Genomic DNA, 23,295 nt, shown 5'->3' on the forward strand with positions numbered 1-23,295 from the left:
CGGAATTTTTGCCGAGGGCGCGAAGCCAAAACGCCGCTGTACCGGGCGTACTGCAAGTTTTGGCGACAAAGCCCTCGGCGAAAAGGCCAAGCGAGGCGGCGCGAGGCATTGCACCCCGGGCTGCTAGATTAGAGCGGCGATCAGTTTGGGGTCGCGTCGTCAGCTGCGTCTGGGGCCGTTCCTGACCAGGAGAGAGGCCGAAGCGGTCTCGGGCATGCTGCGAGCGCCGAGCGACAACGGCAGGAGGGGGTCTGACACGCAGTGGTCTGGGCACGCGCTTGCCGTCGGGGCTGGCATCGGCGAGCATTCGGGCGAACCCACTGCTGCACGTCGCATGGAGAATTCATGACACGAGGACGCCTCTTTCGGATCCTCGGTCTCGGGCTCCCGCTCTTGCTCATCGCACCGCACGCCGTCACGGCGGGCGAGGTCGAGCAAGGGGCCGAGAAGCCTGACACCGAGCTCGCTATCGAGTACGAGCGCTACACGCTCGACAACGGCATGGAGGTCATCCTCCACCGCGACACGAGCGCGCCGCTGGTCGCGGTCAACATCTGGTACCACGTCGGCAGCGGCGACGAGGTCCCCGGCAAGTCCGGCTTCGCGCACCTGTTCGAGCACATGATGTTCCAGGGCGCCAAGCACATCGGCGAGGACGTCCACTTCGACATCCTCCGCGAGATCGGCGGGACCGGCGTCAACGGCACGACCAACAGCGATCGGACCAACTACTTCGAGACCGTGCCCAGCCACGAGCTCGAGACCGCGCTGTGGCTCGAGAGCGACCGCATGGGCTACATGCTCGATCTGCTCAACGAGGAGAGCCTCGCCAACCAGATCGACGTGGTCCGCAACGAGCGACGCCAGCGCTACGACAACGTGCCCTACGGGCGCGAGCGCTTCGCCGTGGCCGCGGCCCTGTACCCCGAGGGCCACCCCTATCGCTACCTGACGATCGGTCGCCACGAGAACCTCGAGGCCGCGAGCCTCGACGACGTCATCAGCTTCTTCGAGAAGTGGTACGTCCCGAGCAACGCGACCCTGGTCCTCGCTGGCGACCTCGAGATCGACGAGGCCAAGGCCCTGGTCGACAAATGGTTCGGCAGCTTCCCCAAGCTCGCCAAGCCCGAGCACGTGGTCGTGCCCGCGCCCGAGCTGGCCAAGACGGTCCGGACCGAGATCGACGACCCCTTCGCCCGGCTCGAGCGCATGCACTTCGTGTGGCACAGCCCGGCGATGCTCGCCGAGGACGACCTCGAGCTCGACGTCGTCGCGGCCGCGCTCGGCTCGAGCGGCTGGGGCCGGCTCAGCAAGCGCCTCGTCGACGACGAGAAGATCGCCCAGAGCGTGCGGGTCTACCAGGCCGGCAGCGGGTTCTCGGGCTCGTTCAGCATCATCGTGACCTTGTCCCCCGGCGACGGCGAGACCAAGCGAGCCCAGGCCGCCAAGGCGATCCAAGAAGAGGTCGACAAGCTCGTCGCCGAAGGCCCGACCAAGGACGAGCTCGCGCGCCACGTGATCAGCGTCGAGTCGAGCTTCGTGTGGGGCCTCGAGGAGCTCGGCGGGCGCGCCAACCAGCTGCAGTGGTTCAACCACTACACCGGCGACCCGAACTACACGGATCACTACCTCGAGCGCCTGCGCGGGATCACCCCGGCCGCGGTCAAGGCCGCCGCCGCCAAGTGGCTGACCAAGCCTCGCGCCGAGATCATCTCGATCCCGGCGCCGCCCGACGCCAAGTCAGACGCCAAGTCAGACGCCAAGAAAGGCCCCAAGTGATGCGCCGTCTCGATACGCCCCTCGCCAGCCTCGCCCTCGCGCTGCTCGTCGGCGCCGTCGCCTGCAAGCGAACGGAGGACAGCGTCGCCCCGGACACCCAAGACCCCGGCGACGAGGTCGTCGCCGCCGACGCGGTCGAGTGGCCCGACGAGCCCTTCCGCGCCGAGCGACCCACGCCCGGGCCGATCAAGGACGTCAAGATCCCGACGATCGAGACCTTCGAGCTCGACAACGGCTTGGAGGTGTTCCTGGTCCAGCAGCAGACCCTGCCGACGGTCCGGATGATGTTCGAGTGGGACCTCGGCGAGGTCAACGATCCCAAGGGCAAGACCGGGGTCGCGTCGGTCTGCGGCGATCTCATGGACGAGGCGACCCAAACCAAGGACAAGCCGACCTTCGCCGCGGCCCAGAGCGATCACGCCGTCAGCGTCCGGGTTCGCCCGGGCACCGAGTCGACCACGATCAGCGTCAGCGCGCTCCAGCGCGAGCTCGGAGCTGCGCTCGATCTCACCGCCGAGATGATCCTCGAGCCGGGCCTGCGCGAGGACGACTTCGCGCGCTTGCTCGAGCAAGAGAAGGCCTGGATCGAGCAGAGCAAGGGCTCGCCGAGCTCGATCGCCCGGCGGCTGTTCAGCTCGCTGGTCTGGGGCAGCAAGCACAAGTACGGCAAGATCGAGACCGACGCGAGCATCGACAAGATCAAGCTCGCCGACTGCAAGGCCTGGGTCCGCGAGCTCGAGCCCGACGGCGCCCGGCTGTGGGTCGTCGGCAAGATCACCCAAGACGAGCTGCGCGCCGAGCTCGACGCTCGGTTCAGCACCTGGAAGGGCAAGGCGCCCAAGCCGGTCAAGTTCAAGGCCGCCGCCCCAGCCAAGGGCACGATCTTCTTTGTCCACGTGCCCGGGTCCGCGCAGTCGCAGATCCTCCTCGGCCACCCCGGCCCGACCCGCGACGCCGCCGACTACGAGGCCACGCAGCTGATGGCGATGATCCTCGGCGGCTCGTTCTCGAGTCGGATCAACATGAACCTGCGCGAGGACAAGGGCTGGGCCTACGGCGCGCGCGGCGGGTTCTCGTACTCGCGCGGCGGGTCCTACTTCACCGCTGGGAGCTCGGTCCGGTCCGACGCGACCGGGCCGGCGCTGATCGAGATCGCCAAGGAGATCGAGCGGATGCGGACCAGCGACCCGAGCGCCGAGGAGCTCGACCGCGAGCAAGCGGGCGCGCTGCTGGCGATGCCAACCAAGTTCGCAAACGCGACCCGGACCCTGTTCTCGTTCCGCTCGCTGGCCTTCTACGGCCTCCCGCTCGACTGGCACCAGGGCCACCAAGAGCGCCTCCGCGCGCTCGACACGGCGGCGATCCGCGCGGCCGCCGAGACCCACCTCCAAGCCACCGACCACGTGGTCCTGGTCGTCGGCGACGGCGAGGTCGTGCTCGAGTCGCTCGACAAGATCGCCGAGGACGAGGTCTTCGGCGCCGGGGGGATCCAGTTCCTCGACACCGACGGCAACCCCGTCCCCCGGCCGAGCTTCGACGACGCCGGCTGACTCGCAAAGTGCACGCCGCCCGTGGGGGTCATGTACAGCCCGAGTACCGCGCGCTACGCGTCCCATGGACGCAGGAAACGAAGCGTCGAGCACGCGCCCCGAGCCCCCTTCTAGGGAGCGAAGGGAGCGAAGCGACCGACCGACCGACCGGCCGCTTGCGGCCGTGCGTGGCAAAGTGCACGACGGCCAGGGGGGTCATCGATAGCCCTGCTACCATCTGGTTGTGCCGCTCGAGTTGATCCTGGTCCTCGCCGCCATCGCCATGCTGCTCGGGCTCGCCGTGGGCACGATGATCCACGAGATCCTGGAGCAGCGGCGCCGCGAGCTCGAGGCGGAGCAGGCGACCGTGCGCGGGCGGGTCAAGGCGGGGCTGCGCAAGGGCGCCGAGCGGGTCGCCAAGGAGACGGCGAAGGCCTCGCGCAAGAGCGCCTGGTGGATGCTCCGGCGCCAGTTTCGGCGGGGGCGCGGCAAAGACGAAGACAAGGGCGAGTAGCCCCGGGCGCCAACCGAGCACCGCGTGCCCGAGGTCCGCTCTGACGATCGCAGCGGGCAGCTCGGAGTCGTTGAAGAGGCTGTGTCGTAGCTGTTGAGGGTCCGCGCAGGGCTGGAGGAGCTCCGAGTTCGGGGCGTCGCTCCAGCTTGTTTGCGCTCTGCTCGTTGCGGGGGGGGTGACCCCACGCCGGAGCGTTGGCTGCTAAGGCTGCTCGGACCGCTCGGGGCAGGTGCAGCTCCAGCTCGCGGGCAGCTCGGGGCAGGCGACCTCGGCCAGGAGACGGTGGCCGTGCTCGTTGGGGTGGATGTGATCGAAGCTCCGCAGCTCCTCGCGCAAGTACCAGCGGGGCAGCTCGGCGGCGCGCTGGGCCTGCTCGTCGAGGGCGAGCTCGCGGGTGGTCTCGTCGAGCTCGGCGTAGCGTTTTTGCCAGTGCTTCGACCGCTCGAGCTGCTCGCGCAGCTTGGCGATGTCGCGCAGCGGCGCGTTGGGATCGCGCAGGGGTGAGTCGTAGAGATCCACGCCGACGTCGGCGAGCTCGGCCGGGTCCCAGGGCGCGTCGGGGTCGTCGCGGACCTCGACGTAGCGACCGAGGGCCTCGCGCGGGCTCAGGCGGCCGAGCTCGAAGTCGACGATCTTCTGGGTGTCGGCCTTGTAGGCGAGGCCAGCGAGCCCCTTCCAGCGCCGCGAGTCGCTCTCGTCGCCCCACGGGGTCAAGGACAGGGCCACGACCTCGATCCCGCGCTGGTGAGCCGACAAGAACAGCTGCCGGATCTCCTTGTTGGTCTTCTCGGGCATCGCGACGCTGTTGAGGCCGCCCTGAAACACCAGCCAGTACTCGAAGTCTGGGTCGCGCAGGTTGACGTAGCCGTTGGCGACGAGCTGATCCATGAAACGGCGGCGCAGCTGGTAGGCGCCGTAGCCGGTCTTGGACAGGTTCTTGACCTCGATCGAGGCGCACCAGTTCTCGAAGTGCTGGGCGTAGGGGTCGCGCTGCCACGCGCCGACCGAGCCGGCGAGGACCACGACCTTGACGGGCTTGTCGGCGTTGCGAAAGCGCCAGGTCGGCGGGGGCTCGGGCTCCGGCTCGGGCTTGGGCTCGGCGTCGGCGGGAGGCTCCTCGGGCGGCGCGAGGGCGGTGGCCTGGTCGGCGGGGACAACGACCGCGCTCAACAGACCGAGGCCGAAGGCGCCGGCCAGGCGGCGCAGAGATCGGCGGCGAAGGGGGGGACCAAGAGACGAGGCAGACATCGAAACCCAGGCCTTCACTGGCTGATCTGGAACTCGGCGACCGCGAGGTCGGTGTCCTCCTCGCCCTCGGGGACGATGCGGACATGCCAAGCTCCGACGTACTCGGGCCTGATCCGAAGGTAGGCCCGCGTCTTGTAGGCGTGCAAGTTCTCTGGAATTCGCACCTTGCCGCGCCGGGTCACGGTCCCGTCCTTCTCCCAGATCACGCGCAGGGTGTCCTTCGCGCGAGGGTGGACCACGCGAACGCAGACGTTGACGAACTCGGTGTCGGCGATCGAGAAGCTGCGCATCGGATCCTCGCAGCCGTTGTTGTCTCGACCCTTGGCCATCGCGATCTCGTCGATGTGGATCCCGTTGCGTCCGATGCCGCCGAGCGGCGGGCCGTCGTGGATCGAGACCGGCAGCTTCGAGAAGGCCTTGGCGTTGTCTTCGGGGGTCCCCGGCGGGATCAGGCTTGGATGGCGCGGATCGTCGACTTCGGGCTTCTCTGGCGTCGGCGCTGGGATCGCCGGCTCGACGAGCTCCTCGCCGCCGGACTCGTCGCCCGTCTCGGTCGCGGCAGAATCGCGCTCGCGCTCGCGCTCGCGTATGGCCGCGGCCATGGGATCCCCCGCGTGGGTCTTGACCTCGGGCGGTCGTGGCTTGGGCCCGTCCGACTTGGTCGGCTTGTCGACGGGCGGCCTGTCCGGCCGGCTCTCCGCCGAGCTCTCGCCCTCGGCCCGGTCGGCGTTGCGTGAATTGTTGACGAACACGACCGCCAGGACGATCGCGGCGGCGACGCCGAGGATCAGCAGCAGGTTGCTCGAGCCGGGCTCCGGGTCGTCAGCGCGCGCCGCGACGGCGGGCGCGCGATCTTTGGGGGCCGGCTCATCCGCGCCTCGCGCCTCGTCTTCGGGCTCGTCGGCGTCTGCGCCCACTTCTTTGCCTGCGCGCTCCTCTTCCGAGCCGTCTGGCTCCGCGCTCGCGTCTTCGTCGGCGCGCTGTGCTTGCTCGGCGCTCGCCTCGCTGTCGGCGCGCTGTGATTTCTCCGCGCTCGCCTCGCTGTCCGCGCTCGCTTCGCTGTCCACGCGCGTTGCTTGCTCCGCGCTCGCCTCGCTGTCCGCGCTCGCTTCGCTGTCCGCGCGCTCGGCTTGCTCCGCGCTCGCCTTGTGCTTCGCGCTCACACCCTCGGCCTCACCAAACTCGCCCGAGGCCGAGGCGCCGCTGTCGGAGGTGCGGACCTTGGCAGGCGGCGAGGAGCTCGGGCGACTTGGTGCCGACGGCTTCGCGCCGCCGATCCCAGGCGGCGCAAAGGTCGGACCGCCGGAGCCCGAGCTGCCACCGAGGAGCGAGTCCCAGTTGGAGTCGAACAAGCCCTTGCCAGAGCCCGACGCGCCCGCGACCGGTGGCGGGCTGACTTTGGCCGGGTCAGCCGAGGACGCGTCTTCGGCGCCTTCGGACTCGCTCGGGGGGCTGGCTTCGGCCTTGGGCTTCGGCTCCGTGTCTTCGGCGCTCTCGGGCTTCGAGTCGTCGGACTCGCTCATCGCTCACCTCCGCGTGCGGGGCCAGTGGCGACGAGCGAGTGGGGGGGACGGATCGGCATCGCGAGACCTCGGACTCGCATGCTGCCCCACGCCCGACGCCCCGGGCAAGCCGCCCCCGGGCACTGGAACCCAAGCGAAGGCGCAGACCGCAACAGAACACCTGTGGACGGCGATCCGCGTGTTCGAGCTCGATCTGGGTCGAGTCTCTCGGCCCGCCTGGGAGGGACGCAGCTGACGACGCGACTCCAAACGGATCGCCCCTGTGATGTGAACCACTGCAAGGGTCGGCGACACAGCCCTCGACACAGAGGCCAAGCGAGACGGTTGCACCCCGGGCTGCTAGCAGCCCGGGGTGCTAGCAGCCCGGGGTGCAATGCATCGTGTCGCCTCGCGCCGGAATGTTCGCCGAGGGCGCGAAGCCAAAACGCCGCTGTACCGGGCGTACTGCAAGTTTTGGCGACAAAGCCCTCGGCGAAAAGGCCAAGCGAGGCGGCGCGAGGGATTGCACCCCGGGCTGCTAGGGAGCTCGGGTCCCGTCGTCGAACTCGATCTCGCTGACGACGACGGCGTAAAACAGCTCGCGCTCGGGCTCGACCGTGAACCCGTGGCTGCTGCCGTCGGGCATGGTCGCTAGCTGCCCGGGCCCGACCCGAGCGCCCGCGCTGTCGACGAAGGCGCCCTGAAGGACCAGGACCTGCTCGGCGCCGATGTGCCGGTGGTTGGGAAACTCCAGCCCCGCGGCGATCCGGACCAGGCCGGCGCTCGCCGAGCCGAGCGCCGGACCACCTTCGAGATCGAGGAACGCGGCCCCTGGAAACAGCGGCGTCCAGCCTTCGGTGCTCGCCAAGCGCCCGAGCAGTTCGCCCGCGCGAGCGCGACCGACGTCAAACAGCTCGGCGACCCGCGCGACGAGGGGCGCGAAGGGCTCCCGATGAAGATCTGCGAGCAGGCGCTCGCGCAGGCTCGCCGGAGGCACGACCGGCGCGGCGGTCAGCGCCACCATGCTCGCGCTCGCCTCGAGCTCCGCGCGCAGTTCGGCGTGCGCGTCCGGGTCGAGCTGCGCGAGCTCGTCGAGCTCGGCGGCGTCGAGGAGCCCGAGCGCGTCGAGGGCGAGCAAGGTCTCGAGCCTCGAGCTCACGCTGCGCCTCCGGGCTGCACCCCCGCCTCGGTCGCGTCCTTGGCGACGCCCCCCGCGACGCCGAGCATCCGCCGCAGGTGCAGCAAGCCCGCGGCGATCCGCGACTTGACCGTGCCGATCGGCGCGTGGGTCCGCTCGGCGATCTCGCGCGCGCTGAGGCCCTCGAAGTAGGCCAGCTCGATGCTCTCGCGCTGACGCGGGTCGAGGCGCTCGAGCGCCGCGATGACCAGGCGTTGATCGGGCACCCGCTGGGGATCATCGGCCTGCGCCTGGCCCATGCCCATGCCCGGCTCGCGTTTGCGCCGACGAAGCTGCTCGGCCCGGAGCCGATCCATCGCGCGGCTGCGCAGCCGGACCAAGAGCCAGGTCCGGACCGTGCCGCGCTGGCTCGCGTAGCTGTCGGCGTGCCGCCAGGCCTCGATGAACACGTCGTGGACCAGGTCTTCGGCCGCGGCCGGATCCCTCAACATCTGCCGCGCGACCCCGAGCATCAGCGGCGCGTAGCGGTCGTAGAGCGCCGCGTACGCGTCCACGCCCCCGCTCGCGGCCTCCGCGAGGAGCTCGTGGTCGAGGGGCTGAATGCGCTCGTTCAAGGTCCGGTCGAGGCCGCGGGGACCCGAGCGTACGTGAGACGCGCACCCCTGGTCAATCGCAGGGGTCAATCGAAGGCTGGGCCTCAGCTCTCGCCTGCGGGCGCGGCTTCTTCTTCTTCGTCTTCTTCGGTGCGCCGATCCGCGCAGATCTTCCCGGTGTCGGCGTCGAGGGTCTTGATCTGCTTGGCGGCCTGGGTCTTGTAGCGCGCAGGCGCCTCCGACCCGTCCTTCACGATCGCGTTGAAGTAGGCCAGCGACTTGTCGCACTGCCCGAGCTTGGCGAAGGCGAGGCCGGAGTAATAGACGGCGTCGTGGATGACCGCGCTGTCGGGCGCGTTTTGAACCAGCCAGTAGAATTCACCGAGGGCGCTACGGTAGTCCCGCTCCGAGAACAGGGTCTGGCCGATCTTGAACCGAACCTCGGCCTCTTTGGCGTCGCTGGGGTAGCGCGAGAGGTAGGTTCGAAACAGCCGCCGCGCCCGACCATAATCTTTGGACTCGAGCGCGCGCTCGGCCGCACTGAGCAGGTCGGTCTTGCCCTCGGGGATGTCGGTCTCGGCGTTGAGCTTGCTCTCGACCTTGGTCAGGCGCTCGTCGAGCTCGGTCCGGGAGTCCGCGACGTTCTGGCTCAGGGCCGCGAGCTCGTTGAGGCTGTCTTCGGCCGTCCCACGGACGTCACTCAGATCGAACTCGAGGTTGTCGACCCGGACCCCGATCGAGGCCTGGTTCGAGCGCAAGATCTTCTCGGCCGCCGCGAGCTGCTCCTCGACCAGCGCCATCTGCTCCTGGGCCTGCGTCAGCGTCTCCACGAGCTCGGTGTCACGCTCCGCGACCTTCTTGCGCAGCGTCATCACCTCACTCGCGAGCTCGTCGTGCTCGGACTTCATGGTGATGCAAGCCGACAGCGGCACAGTCAGCAGCAAAGAGACAAGGATGCTCGAGTTTCGACGCATGCTCAGAAGTCGCGGCATGTCCCTCATGATCGCACAACCTGACTCAGGAACTCTCCCAACACCAGCCCGCCCCCCCCGACCGCAAATTTTGTCGCCCGAAACAAGGACGGCGCCACCCCCGAACCGAGATGGCGCCCCCCCGCCAGAAACAAGATGGCCACCCCAGAAACAAGATGGCGCCCACCCCAGAAACAAGATGGCGCCACCCCAGAAACAAGATGGCGCCACCCCAGAAACCAGATGGCGCCACCCCAGAAACAAGATGGCGCCACCCCAGAAACAAGATGGCGCCACCCCAGAAATGAAACCAGCCCCCCTCTGGGGGGCCACGCATCCGGTTGCGAAGCTCATACCAGCCCACCGAGCGGGGGAGCGAAGCGAGCCCGCGACCGGCCGCGAAGCGGCCGTGCGTGGCAGAGTTGCTGACGCCTGTGGGGGGCCTAAAAGAACCCCCTACTGCCAGATGAACTCGACGCGGCGGTCGTCGGCGTAGGACTGCTCGTCGCTGCCGCGGGCCTCGAGGCTGCCCTTGGAGATCACCTGCATGTTCTCGGGCGGGACGCCGAGATCGACGAGGAACTTCTTGACGCCCTGGCCGCGGCGATCCGTGAGCAGGATGTTGTACTCCTCGGTGCCGCGCGGGTCGGCGTGGGCCTCGAGGTAGACGAGGCGGCCCTGATCCGCGATGCACTGGGCGGCGGCCTGGAGGTTGGCCTCGGTCTCGGGCGTCAGCTTGGGGCTGTCGAAGCCGAAGAACACGGCCTGCAGCTCGCACAGGACTTCGCCGTCGCCGCTGTAGTCGCCGGAGAAGATGCACATCCCGCCGTCGCAGATCTCATCGATCGCGCAGTCGTCGTCGACGGTGCAAGAGCCGGGCGCGCCGGGCATGCCGTCGGAGCACAGGCCGGTGCCGAGATCGCAGGTCCCGGTCGGGCAGTCCATGTCTTGGGTGCAGAAGTTACAGGCGCCGGCCTGGCAGACGAGGCCACCGGTGCAGTCGAGGCTGCTGGTGCAGGGCGAGCCCTGGCCCGAGCCGTCGGCGATCGCCTCGGACGGGTCGACGCAGCGGAACTCGTAGCAGAGGTAGTCTTCGCCGTTGGGACCCCTGCCTGCGCACTCGCTGTTCTCAACGCAGTTTTGGCAGGTCCCGTCGACGCACTTCTCGTCCATCTCTTGGTTGCAGTGCTTGTTCTTCTTACACGCGGGGTACTCGGGCTTCTTGCAGCCGGTCGTCGACATGGCAGTCAGACCGAGCGCGAATAGCCCGAGGAAGGAGAGGCGAGAGAGTCGAGCGGAGAGGGAACGCTTCGGCATCGGGAGCTCCGGGGGGCACGGCTGCCATGATGCGGCGGCCGAGTTCGCAGAAGGATTATCCGCCGGTCGATACGGTGTCAACCGCGCAGACTCGTGGCGTACAGACGGATCTCATACAGAGCCCCATCTACACTCACGCTCTGGCTATGCGCGGGTTCGTTGGCCTGTCCGTGGGTCTCGACGATGTCGGCGCGGGCCGCAGCGAGCGCATCCGGTCCGAGCTCCGGGCGGGGCGCGAGCGACAGGCGGTGGAGCAAGTAGTCCGTCCAGGTCAGCTCCTCGAAGCGCGCTTCACGAACGAAGAGATCGTATTCGAGCTCGATCGCGTCACCAGCGTGGTGGCGGGCGACGAGCTCGAGCTCGAAGGCGTGGCTGCCCTTCGGGGTCGCGATGACCTCCGAGAAGATCATGTGCTGGCCGTCGGCGACGACGAGCTCGCGCCGCGGCACGACGACCTCGCCGGACTCGCTCGCGATCTCGAGGCCGACCTCGACCGGCCACAGCGCCTCGCTGCGATCGCTGAACAGCGGGACCGAGAGGCTGTCGCCGGCCGCCGCGACGCTCACGTCTGCGAGCGCAGTCGAGGCGACGAGGCCGGCGAGCACGAGGGCGAGACGGGAGGCTTTGTGTCGGTGGGCCATGGATCTCGGATCCAACGTTTTGACCTTCAACCCAAATTTCGAGCGACGCCCCCGACGCGCTCGGTGATCGGCGAAAAATTTGTGGGCTGACTTCGTCGTCTCCTGGCTCGAGGCTGCGCGCCCGAGACCCGCGCTTTGATAGAGTCCATGACCGAGTGAAGCGCTGCGCTACGGATGACCCGCGCCGATGGCCGACGATCCTGCTCGGTCTCGCCGCGCTCGGGCTCGCGGCCGCAGGCGCGTGGAATTGGTCGCTCGCGCCCCGCCGGGCCGCGGCGCGCGAGGCCGCGGCCCCGAAGCTCGTCGCGGCCCGGGACAGCGCCCGCGCGCTCGCGGCCTCGCGCGGGCTCGCGCTGCGCTTCGACGACGCCCGCGCCGAGCTCCGCTTCGAGGCGCCCCGCGACTGCGTCGAGGTCTACCGCGTGCGCGTCGACGAGCACTTCCGCGACGCCAGCGTCGCGACCTTCGTGGGCCGCGACGAGGAGCACTCGACCTGGCTGCTCGCGCTCGCGCCACGAGCGGGCGGGCGGGCGCGGGGGCTCGCCGCCGTCGAGGGCCTGCTGATCTCGCTTTCGTCCCCGGACGAGCACGAGCGTCGGCGGCAGCTGTGGTGGTCGGCGAGCGCGATCGGACCCGCGGCCCCGGACTTCGCCTGCCGCCGCCGAAGCTGGGATCCCCTCGAAGACGCGCTCGCGCTGGGCTGGCCTGCGCTCCCGGGTCGCAGCGCGCGGGTCGGCGAGGCCTGGCAGGGGGCCGCGGTCGAGGGCCGCTGCCACGAGACCACCTGCGTCGACGATCAGGGGCGCTTCCCCCACGACCGGCCGTGCCGCGCCCGCGCCTGGCGCGAGCAGCTCGCGGGCGCAGGCGAGGGGCTCGCGCTGATCCGGTCCGACTGGGACGACGGGCACGATCCCGAGCGACCCGAGATCGGGATCCTCACGTCGCGTGAGCTGGTCCTCGACGAGGGCCGGCCGCTCCATGTCCGCGCGACGGTCGACCACCGCTGGTCGGGGGTGCGGCGCGAGCTCGAGCTCGAGCGCCTCGACGACTGTGGAGCTCGCACCCTCGCCAGTGAAGACGATGCCCCGGCCGTCGCGCGAATTCGTGCGAGGCTCTCGCCGCCGTGACGGCGCCGCCCACGGAGCCCCGTCGGAGCCCCGCGAAGACGCGCCTATCACGCAGCTCGCGTCGGGCTCCCTTCGGCGGATAAAAGCCACTCACGCACGCGTAGAGCGACCATGGACAAGCTCGAGATCATCGGAACCCCCCCTGGCGCGCCTGGCACGGGGCTCGTGGGACGACTCCCGATCCGCGGGGCCAAGAACGCGGCGCTGCCGATCCAGTGCGCGGCGCTGCTGGCCTCGACGGCAACTCGGCTGCGCCACGTGCCCAAGCTGACCGACGTCTCGACCATGAACCGGCTGCTGCGCGGGCTCGGCTGCGAGGTCGAGGTCGAGCAGGGCAGCGACGGCCGCACGGTCGAGATCGATCCGAGCGCCGTGGCCGAGGGCGCGCTCGAAGCGTCCTACGAGCTGGTCAAGACCATGCGGGCCTCGGTCACGGTCATGGGCCCGCTCCTGGCTCGCTACGGTCGGGCGAGGGTCTCGCTGCCCGGCGGCTGCGCGATCGGGGCCCGGCCGATCGACCAGCACCTCAAGGGCCTCCAGGCGCTGGGCGCCGAGGTCACGATCGAGCATGGCTACGTCGATCTCGCGGCCCCGCGCCTGCATGGTGGGCGCTTTCAGTTCGACCGAGTCACCGTCGGCGGGACCCAAAACGTGATGATGGCCGCGGCCCTGGCCAGGGGCCAGACCACGCTCGAGAACGTCGCGCGCGAGCCCGAGGTCGAGGAGCTGGCGCTGTTCCTCAACAAGATGGGCGCGCGGATCTCGGGCGCGGGGACGGCGACGATCGAGATCGAGGGCGTCGACGAGCTCAGCGGGATCGATCACGCGATCTTGCCCGACCGCATCGAGGCCGGGACCTTCGCGGTCGCCGCGGCGATCACCCGCGGCGACGTCCTGCTCGAGCACGCGCCGGTCGATCACATGCACGCGGTCATCGACAAGCTGCTCGAGGCCGGGGTCGAGTGCACGGTCGAGCCTGGGGGTCTGCGCGTGGTCGGGCCCGAGCGCCTGCGCCCGATCGACGTGATCACCCAGCCCCACCCGGGCTTCCCGACCGACATGCAGGCCCAGATCATGGTCCTCGCGGCGATGGCCGACGGTGCCAGCGTGATCCGCGAGACGATCTTCGAGAACCGCTTCATGCACGTGCCCGAGCTCAACCGGCTCGGCGCCGACATCGTGGTCGACGGCAACTCCGCGGTCGTCCGCGGGCCCACGGACTTCTCTGGGACCACGGTCATGGCCACGGATCTGCGGGCCAGCGCGTCGCTGGTCCTGGCCGGGCTCGTCGGCAAGGGCACGACCGAGATCCGCCGCGTCTACCACATCGATCGCGGCTACGAGGCGATCGAAGAGCGGCTGTGTCCCCTCGGCGCGCGGATGTCGAGGTATCATGGCGGCGGTGCCTGAACCCCTGACCTTCGCGCTGCCCAAGGGCCGGATCCTCGACTCGGCGATGCCGCTGCTCGCCGCGGCCGGGCTCGACATCCGCGCGGCGCTCGACGAGGCCGGGCGCAAGCTCTTGTTCGAGCTGCCGAGCGGCGAGCGGATCCTTTTGGTCAAGCCGGTCGACGTCCCGACCTACGTCGAGCACGGCATCGCCGACTTCGGCATCGCCGGGCTCGACACCCTGCTCGAGCAGGGCCGCGACCTCTACGAGCCGGTCGACCTCGGCATCGGCCGCTGCCGGCTCGCGGTCGCCGAGCCCTGCGACCGACCCGAGCACCTGCGAGGGCTGCGACGCGGGATGAACCTGCGCGTGGCGACCAAGTACCCGCGCTGCGCCCTGCGTCACTACCGAGTCCGCGGCATCCAGCCGGAGATCATCCCGCTCTACGGCTCGGTCGAGCTCGGGCCGATCACCGGCCTCGCCGACCAGATCGTCGATCTGGTCGAGAGCGGCGAGACCCTGCGCCAAAACGCGCTCGTCGAGGTCGAGACCATCTTCGAGGTCAGCAGCCGGTTGATCGTCAACGCCGCCAGCTTGCGCTTGAAACAGCCGGCCGTCTCGCAGACCATCGCTGGCCTGCGGCGGGCGGTCGAAGCCGCGAGCCGGCCCCGGCTCCAGCCCCAGAAAGTAGCGTGCACGTGAGTTTGTTCGGGCGCAACAAGAACAAAGGCAAGCCGCCGCCAGGCGAACCCCCCGCCAAGCTCGTCGAGCGAGCGTTCAACGATCTGCGCGTCCACGTGCGCCTGCAAGAGCAGGACATCGCGGTCAGCGAGGACTTCCACGCCCAGCTCCACGCGTCGATGCCCGAGCTCGTGCCCTACGGCTCCAACCAGTACGCGGCGGTCCGCGCGGTCCTCGACTGGGATCACCAGATCCCCAACGAGTACATGCTGCTGCGCATCTACACCGCCTACAGCCGCCACGAGGCGCGCCTGCTCGACACCCAGATCCGCGCCCGCGACCAGGCCATCACGAGCGACAACGTCTACCCCGAGTTCGACCTGCCCGACTACGGCGACCTCGACGCGAGCGAGACCTACATCGCCGTGCTCCGCCCGGGCAGCGCCGACTTCGAGGAGTTCCGCTTCTTCAGCGACTGGCGCAAGGAGGTCCGCCCGCCGGTCGCCCGGGCCGCGCTGTCGGCGGTCAAGCAGCTCGAGAGCTACCAGGAGGCCTACCGGACCCGGCAAAACGACGCCCTGGGCTCCGCGGTCGTCGTCGGCTGGGTCCCCCCTTGCCTGGCCAAGTCGACGGCGTGGGCGGTGGAGATCTGGCTCGTCGTCGAGTTCGACGGCCAGATCGGCAAGGCCAAGGTGTTCATGGTCGACTCCGAGAGCCTCGTGGTGACCCGCGAATACCTGACCGAAGTCCACGTCCCCTGAGCCCAAGCGTCAGGGCGGGGGGGCGTCACAGCCGGCCGCGAGCGGCCGGCTTTCACTGCGGCAGGCGTCAGCAGGCCTTGCGCCGAGTTCGGAGGGCGCCAGCGAGGAGCAGGATACCGAGGCCGGTCGCGCCGATGTCGGTCGCGCCGCCAGCAGTGACGCTGCAGCCCTTCTTCGTGTCCGGGGTCTCGGTGATCTCGGGCGGGCCTTGCTCGCCGCCGTCTGCGTCCTCGGCCGCTCCCTCGTCCTCGTCCTCGTCCTCGTACTCGTCTTCGCCCTCGTCGTCCTCGCCCTCGGCCTCTTCGTCGGCGCCCTCTTCCTCTTCGTCGGCGCCCTCGACCTCGCGACCGGTGTCGATCAGCTTGACCTTGCCCTTGGCCAGGATCAGGTCGCGCTTGCCGTTGTTTTGGACGATCTGGACGCGGTACTCGCGGTCCTTGTTGAAGCCGATGTTGGCCTCGAGGGTGATCACGGAGGTGTAGAGGCGCGAGCCAGAGTAGTCGGCGTCTTCGTGGCGGTAGACGATGTACTCGTTGCCCTGGACGGTCTGATAGAACTCGACGTAGACGGGGCCCGCGGCGGCGTGCTTGCCCATGCGGGCGTGGAGCTTGAGCTCCCAGTCTTCCTCGCTGGGGATCCGGTCCACCTCACTGGTCCGGGACGCCTCGCCCTCGGCGGTGAGCTTGCCCTTGTCGTCGGTCTCGAGTGAGTCGGCGCCGGTTCCGAACCAGATCTCATCGGACTGAGGGCCGGCCAGCGCCTCGCTCGGGGTCAACCCCACGGCGAGTCCCGCGGTGGCGGCGGCGACGGTGACGGTGGCGGAGATCAGGATGTGGCGCAAGAAAGGTCGCATGGTCTTGTCTCGTTGCGGGCGAGCGTATACCACGATCGGCGGTCCATCACGCTCAACGCTCGACCAGGACCTCGGCCAGGGGCTTGCGCGCGAGGTCGGGCACCCGGCAGTCCGCGCTCGGGTAGCCGACCGGCAAGAGCATGAACGCGCGCTCGTTCTTGGGCCGCGCGAGGATCTTGGCCAGGAAGTTCATCGGGCTCGGGGTGTGGGTCAAGGTCGCCAACCCGGCGTTGTGGAGGGCCGCGATCAACATGCCCAGGGCGATCCCGCAGCTCTCCTGAACGTAGTAGTTCTTGGACCGTGAGCCGTCGGGCCCGAGCTCGTAGTCGACGCGAAACATCACGATGATCGCCGGCACGTAGTCGAGGTAGGGCTTGTGCGCGTCGGTCCCGAGCGGCGCGAGGGCAGCGCGCCACTCGTCGCTGAGCCGGTGCGCGTAGGTCTCGCGCTCCTCGGCCTCGGCCGCGACCCGGATCTCGTGCTTGATCTTCGGGTCCGTGACCATCACGAAGCGCCACGGCTGCTTGTGGGCGCCGCTCGGCGCGGTGCTGGCCGTGCGGATCGCCTCGCGGACGACGTCGAGATCGATCGGGTCGGCGCTGAACTGGCGGACGCTCCGGCGCCGATCCATCAGCTCGTAGTAGGCGCGGGCACGCTCGCGCATCTGGGCCTCGGGCAGGCGGGTGAAGCTCAGCGGGATCGTCGGGTGCTCGCTCACAGGCCTGACAATGACCCGAAGCGGGGCGCGGTGGTGGGCCCCGGCTGTGAGTCTGCTCGCCGACCTGCCCGGCGGCCGGGCGCGCGCTCCGGTCGCCCTCCACCCGAGCCGGCCTTCACAGACCCTCCCCGGCGGGCCACCACAGCCAGCCAAATCCCCTGGGCTCATTGATGTTTCGTCGCTTCCAGAGGACTAGGTACTCTGGGCTCGATGGTCGACACCGAAGCGGAGCAAGAGGGCCCCCGCGCCTCGCACAAGATCCGTCGCGCCACGGTCCTCGGCGGATTCTGGGACGGCCTCGAGATCGACTTCGCCGCCGGGCTCAACTGCATCATCGGCGCGCGCGGCACGGGCAAAACCACGATCCTCGAGCTGTGTCGCTACTGCCTCGGTCAGGTCCAGAGCACCGACACCTCGCGCCAGCATCAGCTGACCAAGCTGATCAAGGCCAACCTCGACCGCGGCACCGTCGAGGTCACGATCGAGACCCGCGACGGCATGAAGTACCGGGTCGCCCGGGGCAGCTCCGGCGATCCCGAGATCACCGACGAGCGCGGCTCGCCGGTCGAGGTCTCGCTCTCGCGCGGGCAGGTGTTCGCGGCCGACTTCTACAGCCAGCACCAGATCGAGGACATCGCGATCAGCCCCCGAGCCCAGCTCGAGGTCATCGATCAGTTCGTCGCCGACGAGATCGCCGAGCTCGACCCGACCCGCCGCGACCTGCTCTCGCAGCTCGAGAAGAACAGCGCCGACATCCACCAGCTCAACCAGGCGATCGCCGACCGCGAGGAGATGCTCGGCGAGATCCCCGAGATCAAAAAGCGCATCGAGGCCCTCGACGTCGGCGGCGAGCAAGCCGAAGACATCAACCGCGAGGTCGCGCTCAAGGGCGCGCGCGACCAGGAAAAGCGCATGATCAAGCGGGCCGACGAGACCCTGGCCGGGGTCGTCGATCAGCTCGAGACCCTGACCCGGACCGTGCGCGGCTTCGACCGCCTCGTCGAGACCAACGAGGGCGAGAACAGCAAGCTGTTCGAGCGCCTCCACATGGTCCTCGAGGCCGCGGGCAACGACGTCGTCGGGGCCCTGTCGAGCGCGCGCAAATTCGTCGAGGACGCGCGCGCGAGCGTCGAGGAGCTCGACCGCGAGCTCGGCGAGTCCCACACCGGCCAGGAGCAGCGCTACACCGAGCTGCTCCGGGCCCACCAGGACGCCCAGGCCCAGGCCCGCGAGGGCGCGCGGCTCCAGACCCGGCTCAACGAGCTGCTCGAGCAGCGGCGCTCGATCGAGCGCCGCCGCAAGGAGCTCAACGAGCTGACCAAAAAGCGCGGCGAGCTGCTCGACAAGCTCTCGGAGCTCCACGACAAGGTCTTCGCCCTCCGCCAGCGGACCGCGCGCGAGATCTCGACCCGGCTCCAGCCCGACATCCGCGTGAGCATCATGCAGTTCGGCGAGCGGACCGACTACGCCGACCGCCTCCGCGAGGCCCTCAAGGGCCAGGGTCGCCACTACAGCGGGCTCGTCGCCCGGATCGAGCAGAACATGCCCCCGCGCGAGCTCGTCCGCCTCGCCGAGCGCTCGGCGGTGTCCGAGCTCGCGACGACCCTCGAGATCCGCGACGAGCAGGCCGACTGGCTGATCGACCGGCTGCGCGCGGCCGAGGACGGCAAGCTGCTCCTCGACCTCGAGGCCCTGCAGCTCGAGGATCGACCCAAGATCGAGCTGTGCGACGGCGGCACCTACAAGGACGCCTCGACCCTCAGCACCGGGCAAAAGTGCACGACGATCCTGCCGATCTTGCTGCTCGACAGCGACCGCCCGCTGCTCATCGATCAGCCCGAGGACAACCTCGACAACGCGTTCATCTACGAGACCGTCGTGCGCAACATCGGCGAGGTCAAAGCTCGCCGCCAGCTGATCTTCGTGACCCACAACCCCAACATCCCCGTGCTCGGTGACGCCGAGCAGGTGTTCGTGACCGAGTCCGACGGTCAGCGCGGGCGCCTGCGCGCGTCCGGCAACGTCGACGAGGTCAAGTTCGAGATCGAGAAGATCCTCGAGGGCGGCGCCGAGGCGTTCTTGGAGCGCAAGCGCAGGTACGGGCACTGAAGCTCATGAGCGCCCGTCCAGCCAAGCGCAAGACCAAGACCAAGTCGAGGGCTCGCGCGCGTCGCAAGCCTGCGCAGGTCAAGCCCACGGACGCGGCCCCGGCCCCGGGCCCGGTCAGGGGCGAAGACCCGAGCCCGCTCGCGGCCAAGGCCGCGCGCCCGCTCGACGAGCGCCCGTGGAAAGAGCGGCGGGTCGCCGTCGAGTCGATGCTCGACGAGCTCCAGACCCACCCCTCGGCCCAGCGCGTGCGGGCGATCGCCGAGCAGCTCGCGCTCAGCAGCGCCGATCCCAAGTGGGAGGTCCGCCACTCCGTCGCCCGCGCCCTCGCTTACCTCGAGCACCCCGACTACGCCACGATCGCCGCCCGCCTCGACACCGACGCCAACAGCTTCGTGGCCCGAGCCGCGCGCGCGTCGGCGGCCAAGCGGCGCGAGCTCGACCTCGCCTACCAGGCCAAGTCCGACGAGATCGACGAGGTCTCGCTCGAGCTCCACAAGCTGCGCGAGGCCCACGGTGAGCGGGTCGCGACGGCCGCCGAGCGGATCGCCGAGCACAAGTTCCGGCTCCTGACCAACGAGACCACCCACGAGATGCGGACCGTGGTCGCGAGCTTGCTCGACGCCCTGACCAAGCTCGACGCGAGCCTCGAGCAGAGCCCGACGAGCAAGAAGGTCTACGAGCGGACGCTCCGGATCGCGCGCGAGCGCACGAGCTTCTTGCAGCTGATGCTCGACGACACCAAGCGCCTCGTCGACGAGCCCAAGCTCGAGCGCGAGGACGTCGCCGTCGTCGAGCTGCTCGACAAGGTCGCCGAGATCGTCCGCGACGCCCTCGACATCCCCGCCAGCGTCGGCTTCGAGGTCGAGGCCGCGATCGCGCCCGGGACCAACATCCACGTGCCCCGGGTGCGCCTGATCCAGGCCCTGTCGAGCCTGGCCAAGAACGCGATCGAGGCGGTCGAGGGCGAGGGCCACGTCACGCTCGAGGCGACCAGCCCACGCCGCGGCTGGGTCACCCTCAGCGTCGCCGACGACGGCTACGGCATGGGCCCCGAGGACATCCGCCAGGCCCTGCTGCCGATGGTGTCGAGCAAGAAAGACGACCGCCACACGGGCGTCGGGCTGCCGCTGGCCAAGAAGATCATCGAGCGCGAGTGCCGCGGCGTGTTCGGGATCGACAGCGAGCCAGAGACCGGGACCACGGTGACCTGTCTGCTGCCGACGACCGACGACTGAATCCCTGATCTGAGCGGGATCAACGGCGCCCGAGCGCGCCCCTATACTGGGGCAGATGTCGCGGACAAAGAACGTGGCGCTCGTCGTCGAGGATGACCCAACCCTGCTCGACCTCATCACCGAGACCATCGAGTCGCTCGGCCATGAGGTCCGATCGGCCAGCTCCCAAGAGGACGCGCTGAGCCTGGTCGAGGACACGATGTTCGACTACGTGCTCTTGGATCTGAAGATCCCCTTGCGCGAGGGTCGACTGCCCCGGCTCGAGATCGGCTTCACCTTGCTCGAGCGGATCGTGTCGCTGCCCGACGCCCGCCGGCCCGGCGTGATCGTCATGACCGCCCACGGCGACGACCACGAGTACTGCCGCCGGGCGCTGCGCGACGGCGCCGACGACTTCATCAAGAAGCCCTTCGACAGCGGCAAGGAGTCGCCCGAGACCGCGATCAAGAAGCTGCTGAGCCGGCGGTCCGAAGAGCGCTACGAGGCCGTCGAGCTCCCCGGGCTCGCGGCGGGCGAGGGTCGCGGCCGCCCGGCATCCCGCGAGCTCTCGGTCGACCAGGGCCCCCCGGCGATCCACCTCGTCGGCACCTACGACCGCCGCCGCTGCAACCTCGAGGTCAACGGCAAGGAGCTGCTCTTGTCCGAGCAGCGCTTCCGCCTGTTCGCGCGCCTCGCCGTCCACGCCAAGCGCTCGCCCGGCCAGCACCTGTCGCTGCTCGATGTCCCGGAGATCCAAAGCGGCACCCGCCAGGCCCTCAACCGCCTGCGCAAGGATCTCGAGGCCCAGGTGCCCGGGTTTTGGGATCGCTGGATCCGCAACGACGGCCACGGCAGCTACTGCCTGCAGATCCCCGGCGACTCGATCACCTACGACGCCGACTCGATGGCTGCCCACCCCGAGCTGCTCACGATCTTGCGGACCTGAGGCCGCCGCTCGGGACCCCCACCCCGAGGACCTCGGCGTCCCCGGCGGACGCGAGCGTCGCTGACGACGCCCGCGTCAGCTGTGGCCGCCGTGACCAGGCTTTCGCGCAAGCCTGGGCGAAACCCAAAACCGGGACACACTGCCAGCGCAAAGACATGGCCGCAGACGTACAGGTGGGCGACGTCGTGCTCGGGTCGTTTCGACTCCTTCGCCAGCTCGGCGCCGGGAGCTTCGCCACGGCTTACCTCGCCGAACAGCTGGGCACGGACCGCAAGGCCGTCGTCAAGGTCCCGCACCTGAAGCTGCTCGAGGGCAGCCGGGCCGCGGAGGTCCGCCGTCGCTTCGAGATCGAGGCCCGCGCCGCGACCCGAGCGACGCACCCCAACCTCGTCACGATCTTCACTGTTGGCACGATCGGCGGCACGGTCGGCGACGCGGCCGGCGACGCGGCCGGCGACGCGGTCAGCGACGCGGTCGGCGGCACGGTCGGCGACGCGGTCGGCGGCACGATCGCCGACGCGCTCGCCGACGACGTCCCGGCGATGGCCATGGAGTATGTCGAGGGCGAGGAGCTCGCGCAGCGACTCTCGCGGCGGGCGCCGCTGCCTCTCGACGAGCTCCGTGCCCTCGGCGAGCAGCTCGGCGAGGCCCTCGCCGCGCTGCACGAGGCCGGGGTCGTCCACCGCGACCTGTCCCCGAGCAACGTGATCGTGCGCGAGTCGAGGGCCGGCCTGTTTGCCAAGGTCCTCGACTTCGGCGTCGCCAAGATGCTCGACGCGCCAACGAAGACGCTCGGGCCGATGGGCACGCCGGGCTACCTCGCGCCCGAGCAGCTCGTCGGCAAGGTGACCCCGCGCTCCGATATCTACAGCCTCGGGGCGATCTTGTGGTGGGCCCTGACTGGCCACCCCCAGCTCGACGACTACCACGACGGCGGCCTCGCCCGGCGGGTCGGCTCGACCAAGGGGCCCGATCCACTCGAGCTCAGGCCCGACGCGCCCTCGGCCGTCGCCGCGATCATCTCGCGCATGTTGGTCCCCGACGCCCGCCTTCGCCCCACGGTCCACGAGTTTCTCCCGGCGTGGCGGCGCGCGTTCGAAGAGCTCACGGCGGACAGCCACGGTCCGCAGCCGCAGCCGCAGCCGCAGCCGCAGCCGCAGCCGAGCTGGGCGCGAGCGCCGACCCAAGCCCACACCGCCCCGGTTGCGATCGTGACCTCCAACCCGGTGCTGCGCGCGCTCGTGGCCGGGTACCTCGCCAACACGGTCGAGGTCGTGAGCTGCGATGTCCTCGAGCTGATCCAAGCTCCGCCGGGCACCTTCGCGGTCGCCGTCGTCGACGCCGGCCTCGCCAAGATCGACGCGAGCGCGGCCATTTCCGTGTTGCGCGAGCGCCATGAAGGCTTGCACATCATCGTCATCGGCGGGGCCGACCACGCCGCGACCGACTGGCGGGCCCGCGGCGCGCGTGCGTTCATCCTCATCCCCGCCGGCCTCGGACAGCTCGGCGAGCGGGTCGCCGGGGCGCTCGGGCGCTCACCGACGACCGCGAGCCCGAGCACCGGTCGGCTGTCCGAGGAGGTCGTCGGCAGCCTGCGCATCGACGCGCCCCGCGAGCTGCTCGCGAGCCTCGACTGCCTCGTCGGTCGCGTCCCGCAGTGGCTCGCCGAGCTCCACGTCGCGCTCGAGTCCGCCGACTGCCGCAGCGTGATGTCCTCGTGCGGACAAATGATCTCGGCCGCCGAGTGCGTCGGGGCCACGGACCTCGCGCGGCTCGCCCGCGCCGCCCGTGCGTTCGCGGAGCAGGGCGACATCGTCAACACCGCGAGCTTCGTCGACGCGCTCGAGGCCGAGTACCACCACGTGTTCCGCGAGATCTTCTCGCTGATGGGTGAGCTGCGCCAGTCGGAGGCCGCGCGATGAGCTCCGAAGCGCCAGCCCAGCCCCCGAGCGCCGCCGCGGCCCCGGCCCCGCCCGAGGTCACCCTCGATCTGCGCGGCGTCCAGTGCCCGGGCCCCGTGATCGCGCTGGCCAAGGCCGCGACCGCCCACCCGGCGGGGACCGTCGTCCACATGCTCGCCGACGATCCGGCCTTTCCGATGGACCTACGCAGCTGGCTCAGCTCGGGCCAGGCCGAGTTGGTCGAGCTCGACGACACGACCTCCGAAATTCACGCGCGCGTGCGGATCGCCGCCAAGCTCCCGCGACCCCCCGCAGCCGAGGCAGCGCAGGTCGACCCCCAGCCCCCCGCGCACGCGGCCTCGA

At 69.9% G+C, this 23,295-nt stretch carries 21 protein-coding genes; 12 read left to right on the plus strand and 9 right to left on the minus strand.

The genetic code is table 11. The annotated features are described in order from the left end of the window. Nucleotides 1–345 precede the first annotated feature (345 nt). The 3 genes from ENSA5_RS13525 (at nt 346) to ENSA5_RS13535 (ending at nt 3,822) form a co-directional block, all read left to right on the plus strand. Nucleotides 346–1,779 (plus strand): M16 family metallopeptidase, encoded by a 1,434-nt coding sequence (locus ENSA5_RS13525; protein ID WP_106392064.1) that lies wholly within the window; start codon nt 346–348, stop codon nt 1,777–1,779. Next, the gene (locus ENSA5_RS13530) at nt 1,779–3,329 is read left to right on the plus strand and encodes a M16 family metallopeptidase (protein ID WP_106392065.1); all 1,551 of its coding nucleotides are present in this window, start codon (nt 1,779–1,781) and stop codon (nt 3,327–3,329) included. Before ENSA5_RS13525 ends, ENSA5_RS13530 begins: the two co-directional genes overlap by 1 nt. A 223-nt stretch (nt 3,330–3,552) precedes the next feature. Further along, a complete protein-coding gene (locus tag ENSA5_RS13535; RefSeq protein WP_106392066.1) occupies nt 3,553–3,822 on the plus strand; it encodes a hypothetical protein in 270 nt (89 codons plus the stop codon). 201 nt (nt 3,823–4,023) lie between these two features. On the opposite strand, the gene ENSA5_RS13540 is transcribed toward ENSA5_RS13535, so the two are convergent. From ENSA5_RS13540 to ENSA5_RS13570, 7 genes are all read right to left on the minus strand, one after another. Continuing rightward, on the minus strand, nt 4,024–4,992 hold the full coding sequence (locus ENSA5_RS13540) for an SGNH/GDSL hydrolase family protein (protein WP_106392067.1): 969 nt from the start codon (nt 4,990–4,992) through the stop codon (nt 4,024–4,026). Nucleotides 4,993–5,084: 92 nt separating this feature from the next. Beyond that, on the minus strand, nt 5,085–6,593 hold the full coding sequence (locus ENSA5_RS13545) for a hypothetical protein (protein WP_106392068.1): 1,509 nt from the start codon (nt 6,591–6,593) through the stop codon (nt 5,085–5,087). Between the two features lie 517 nt (nt 6,594–7,110). Then, nucleotides 7,111–7,731 (minus strand): cupin domain-containing protein, encoded by a 621-nt coding sequence (locus tag ENSA5_RS13550; protein ID WP_106392069.1) that lies wholly within the window; start codon nt 7,729–7,731, stop codon nt 7,111–7,113. Further along, nucleotides 7,728–8,324, minus strand: coding sequence for a sigma-70 family RNA polymerase sigma factor (locus tag ENSA5_RS37645; protein WP_181197728.1), 597 nt, complete (start codon nt 8,322–8,324; stop codon nt 7,728–7,730). Before ENSA5_RS37645 ends, ENSA5_RS13550 begins: the two co-directional genes overlap by 4 nt. 83 nt (nt 8,325–8,407) lie before the next feature. Continuing rightward, nucleotides 8,408–9,295 (minus strand): tetratricopeptide repeat protein, encoded by an 888-nt coding sequence (locus ENSA5_RS13560; RefSeq protein ID WP_181197729.1) that lies wholly within the window; start codon nt 9,293–9,295, stop codon nt 8,408–8,410. 435 nt (nt 9,296–9,730) lie between these two features. Then, entirely contained in the window at nt 9,731–10,516 is a 786-nt protein-coding gene (locus ENSA5_RS13565; protein WP_181197730.1) for an OmpA family protein, read from the minus strand. Between the two features lie 152 nt (nt 10,517–10,668). After that, a complete protein-coding gene (locus ENSA5_RS13570; RefSeq protein ID WP_106392073.1) occupies nt 10,669–11,232 on the minus strand; it encodes a hypothetical protein in 564 nt (187 codons plus the stop codon). 155 nt (nt 11,233–11,387) lie between these two features. Here ENSA5_RS13570 and ENSA5_RS13575 point away from each other — a divergent pair, with 155 nt between their 5' ends. The 4 genes from ENSA5_RS13575 to ENSA5_RS13590 all read left to right on the plus strand — a co-directional run bounded on the left by ENSA5_RS13575 (nt 11,388) and on the right by ENSA5_RS13590 (nt 15,191). Further along, on the plus strand, nt 11,388–12,359 hold the full coding sequence (locus ENSA5_RS13575; protein ID WP_106392074.1) for a hypothetical protein: 972 nt from the start codon (nt 11,388–11,390) through the stop codon (nt 12,357–12,359). Nucleotides 12,360–12,470: 111 nt separating this feature from the next. Continuing rightward, on the plus strand, nt 12,471–13,769 hold the full coding sequence (gene murA / locus ENSA5_RS13580; protein ID WP_106392075.1) for a UDP-N-acetylglucosamine 1-carboxyvinyltransferase: 1,299 nt from the start codon (nt 12,471–12,473) through the stop codon (nt 13,767–13,769). Next, nucleotides 13,753–14,451 (plus strand): ATP phosphoribosyltransferase, encoded by a 699-nt coding sequence (gene hisG, locus ENSA5_RS13585; RefSeq protein ID WP_106392076.1) that lies wholly within the window; start codon nt 13,753–13,755, stop codon nt 14,449–14,451. Before murA ends, hisG begins: the two co-directional genes overlap by 17 nt. Before the next feature lie 2 nt (nt 14,452–14,453). Next, entirely contained in the window at nt 14,454–15,191 is a 738-nt protein-coding gene (locus ENSA5_RS13590; RefSeq protein WP_106392077.1) for a hypothetical protein, read from the plus strand. 67 nt (nt 15,192–15,258) lie between these two features. Here ENSA5_RS13590 and ENSA5_RS13595 read toward each other — a convergent pair whose 3' ends face one another. After that, nucleotides 15,259–16,044 (minus strand): hypothetical protein, encoded by a 786-nt coding sequence (locus ENSA5_RS13595; RefSeq protein WP_146155666.1) that lies wholly within the window; start codon nt 16,042–16,044, stop codon nt 15,259–15,261. 52 nt (nt 16,045–16,096) lie between these two features. Beyond that, nucleotides 16,097–16,708, minus strand: a complete 612-nt coding sequence (locus ENSA5_RS13600) for a nitroreductase family protein (RefSeq protein ID WP_106392083.1) — start codon at nt 16,706–16,708, stop codon at nt 16,097–16,099. A gap of 264 nt (nt 16,709–16,972) precedes the next feature. Here ENSA5_RS13600 and ENSA5_RS13605 point away from each other — a divergent pair, with 264 nt between their 5' ends. The 5 genes from ENSA5_RS13605 to ENSA5_RS13625 all read left to right on the plus strand — a co-directional run. Beyond that, nucleotides 16,973–18,871: an AAA family ATPase gene (locus tag ENSA5_RS13605; RefSeq protein ID WP_106392079.1), complete on the plus strand. Its 1,899-nt coding sequence runs from the start codon at nt 16,973–16,975 to the stop codon at nt 18,869–18,871. Between the two features lie 5 nt (nt 18,872–18,876). Further along, the gene (locus ENSA5_RS13610) at nt 18,877–20,106 is read left to right on the plus strand and encodes a sensor histidine kinase (protein ID WP_106392080.1); all 1,230 of its coding nucleotides are present in this window, start codon (nt 18,877–18,879) and stop codon (nt 20,104–20,106) included. A 55-nt stretch (nt 20,107–20,161) separates the two neighbouring features. After that, nucleotides 20,162–21,031 (plus strand): response regulator, encoded by an 870-nt coding sequence (locus ENSA5_RS13615; RefSeq protein WP_106392081.1) that lies wholly within the window; start codon nt 20,162–20,164, stop codon nt 21,029–21,031. Nucleotides 21,032–21,186: 155 nt separating this feature from the next. Continuing rightward, the gene (locus tag ENSA5_RS13620) at nt 21,187–22,953 is read left to right on the plus strand and encodes a serine/threonine-protein kinase (protein WP_106392082.1); all 1,767 of its coding nucleotides are present in this window, start codon (nt 21,187–21,189) and stop codon (nt 22,951–22,953) included. Further along, nucleotides 22,950–23,295, plus strand: a 346-nt coding sequence (locus ENSA5_RS13625; protein ID WP_146155667.1) for a sulfurtransferase TusA family protein, incomplete at its 3' end; no start/stop codon positions are given. The genes ENSA5_RS13620 and ENSA5_RS13625, both read left to right, overlap by 4 nt.

This window comes from Enhygromyxa salina, assembly GCF_002994615.1.
In the GTDB taxonomy this organism is placed as follows: Bacteria; Myxococcota_A; Polyangia; order Nannocystales; family Nannocystaceae; genus Plesiocystis; species Plesiocystis salina_A.

Excerpts from the sequence above, each read along its gene's own strand:
- ENSA5_RS13530 (WP_106392065.1), top strand. The coding sequence starts at position 1,779 with ATGCGCCGTCTCGATACGCCCCTCGCCAGCCTCGCCCTCGCGCTGCTC.
- ENSA5_RS13620 (WP_106392082.1), top strand. The coding sequence starts at position 21,187 with ATGGCCGCAGACGTACAGGTGGGCGACGTCGTGCTCGGGTCGTTTCGA.
- ENSA5_RS13545 (WP_106392068.1), bottom strand. The coding sequence starts at position 6,593 with ATGAGCGAGTCCGACGACTCGAAGCCCGAGAGCGCCGAAGACACGGAG.
- hisG (WP_106392076.1), top strand. The coding sequence starts at position 13,753 with ATGGCGGCGGTGCCTGAACCCCTGACCTTCGCGCTGCCCAAGGGCCGG.
- ENSA5_RS13565 (WP_181197730.1), bottom strand. The coding sequence starts at position 10,516 with ATGTCGACGACCGGCTGCAAGAAGCCCGAGTACCCCGCGTGTAAGAAG.
- ENSA5_RS13610 (WP_106392080.1), top strand. The coding sequence starts at position 18,877 with ATGAGCGCCCGTCCAGCCAAGCGCAAGACCAAGACCAAGTCGAGGGCT.
- ENSA5_RS13525 (WP_106392064.1), top strand. The coding sequence starts at position 346 with ATGACACGAGGACGCCTCTTTCGGATCCTCGGTCTCGGGCTCCCGCTC.
- ENSA5_RS13570 (WP_106392073.1), bottom strand. The coding sequence starts at position 11,232 with ATGGCCCACCGACACAAAGCCTCCCGTCTCGCCCTCGTGCTCGCCGGC.
- ENSA5_RS13600 (WP_106392083.1), bottom strand. The coding sequence starts at position 16,708 with ATGCGCGAGCGTGCCCGCGCCTACTACGAGCTGATGGATCGGCGCCGG.
- murA (WP_106392075.1), top strand. The coding sequence starts at position 12,471 with ATGGACAAGCTCGAGATCATCGGAACCCCCCCTGGCGCGCCTGGCACG.
- ENSA5_RS13615 (WP_106392081.1), top strand. The coding sequence starts at position 20,162 with ATGTCGCGGACAAAGAACGTGGCGCTCGTCGTCGAGGATGACCCAACC.
- ENSA5_RS13605 (WP_106392079.1), top strand. The coding sequence starts at position 16,973 with ATGGTCGACACCGAAGCGGAGCAAGAGGGCCCCCGCGCCTCGCACAAG.
- ENSA5_RS13560 (WP_181197729.1), bottom strand. The coding sequence starts at position 9,295 with ATGCCGCGACTTCTGAGCATGCGTCGAAACTCGAGCATCCTTGTCTCT.
- ENSA5_RS13595 (WP_146155666.1), bottom strand. The coding sequence starts at position 16,044 with ATGCGACCTTTCTTGCGCCACATCCTGATCTCCGCCACCGTCACCGTC.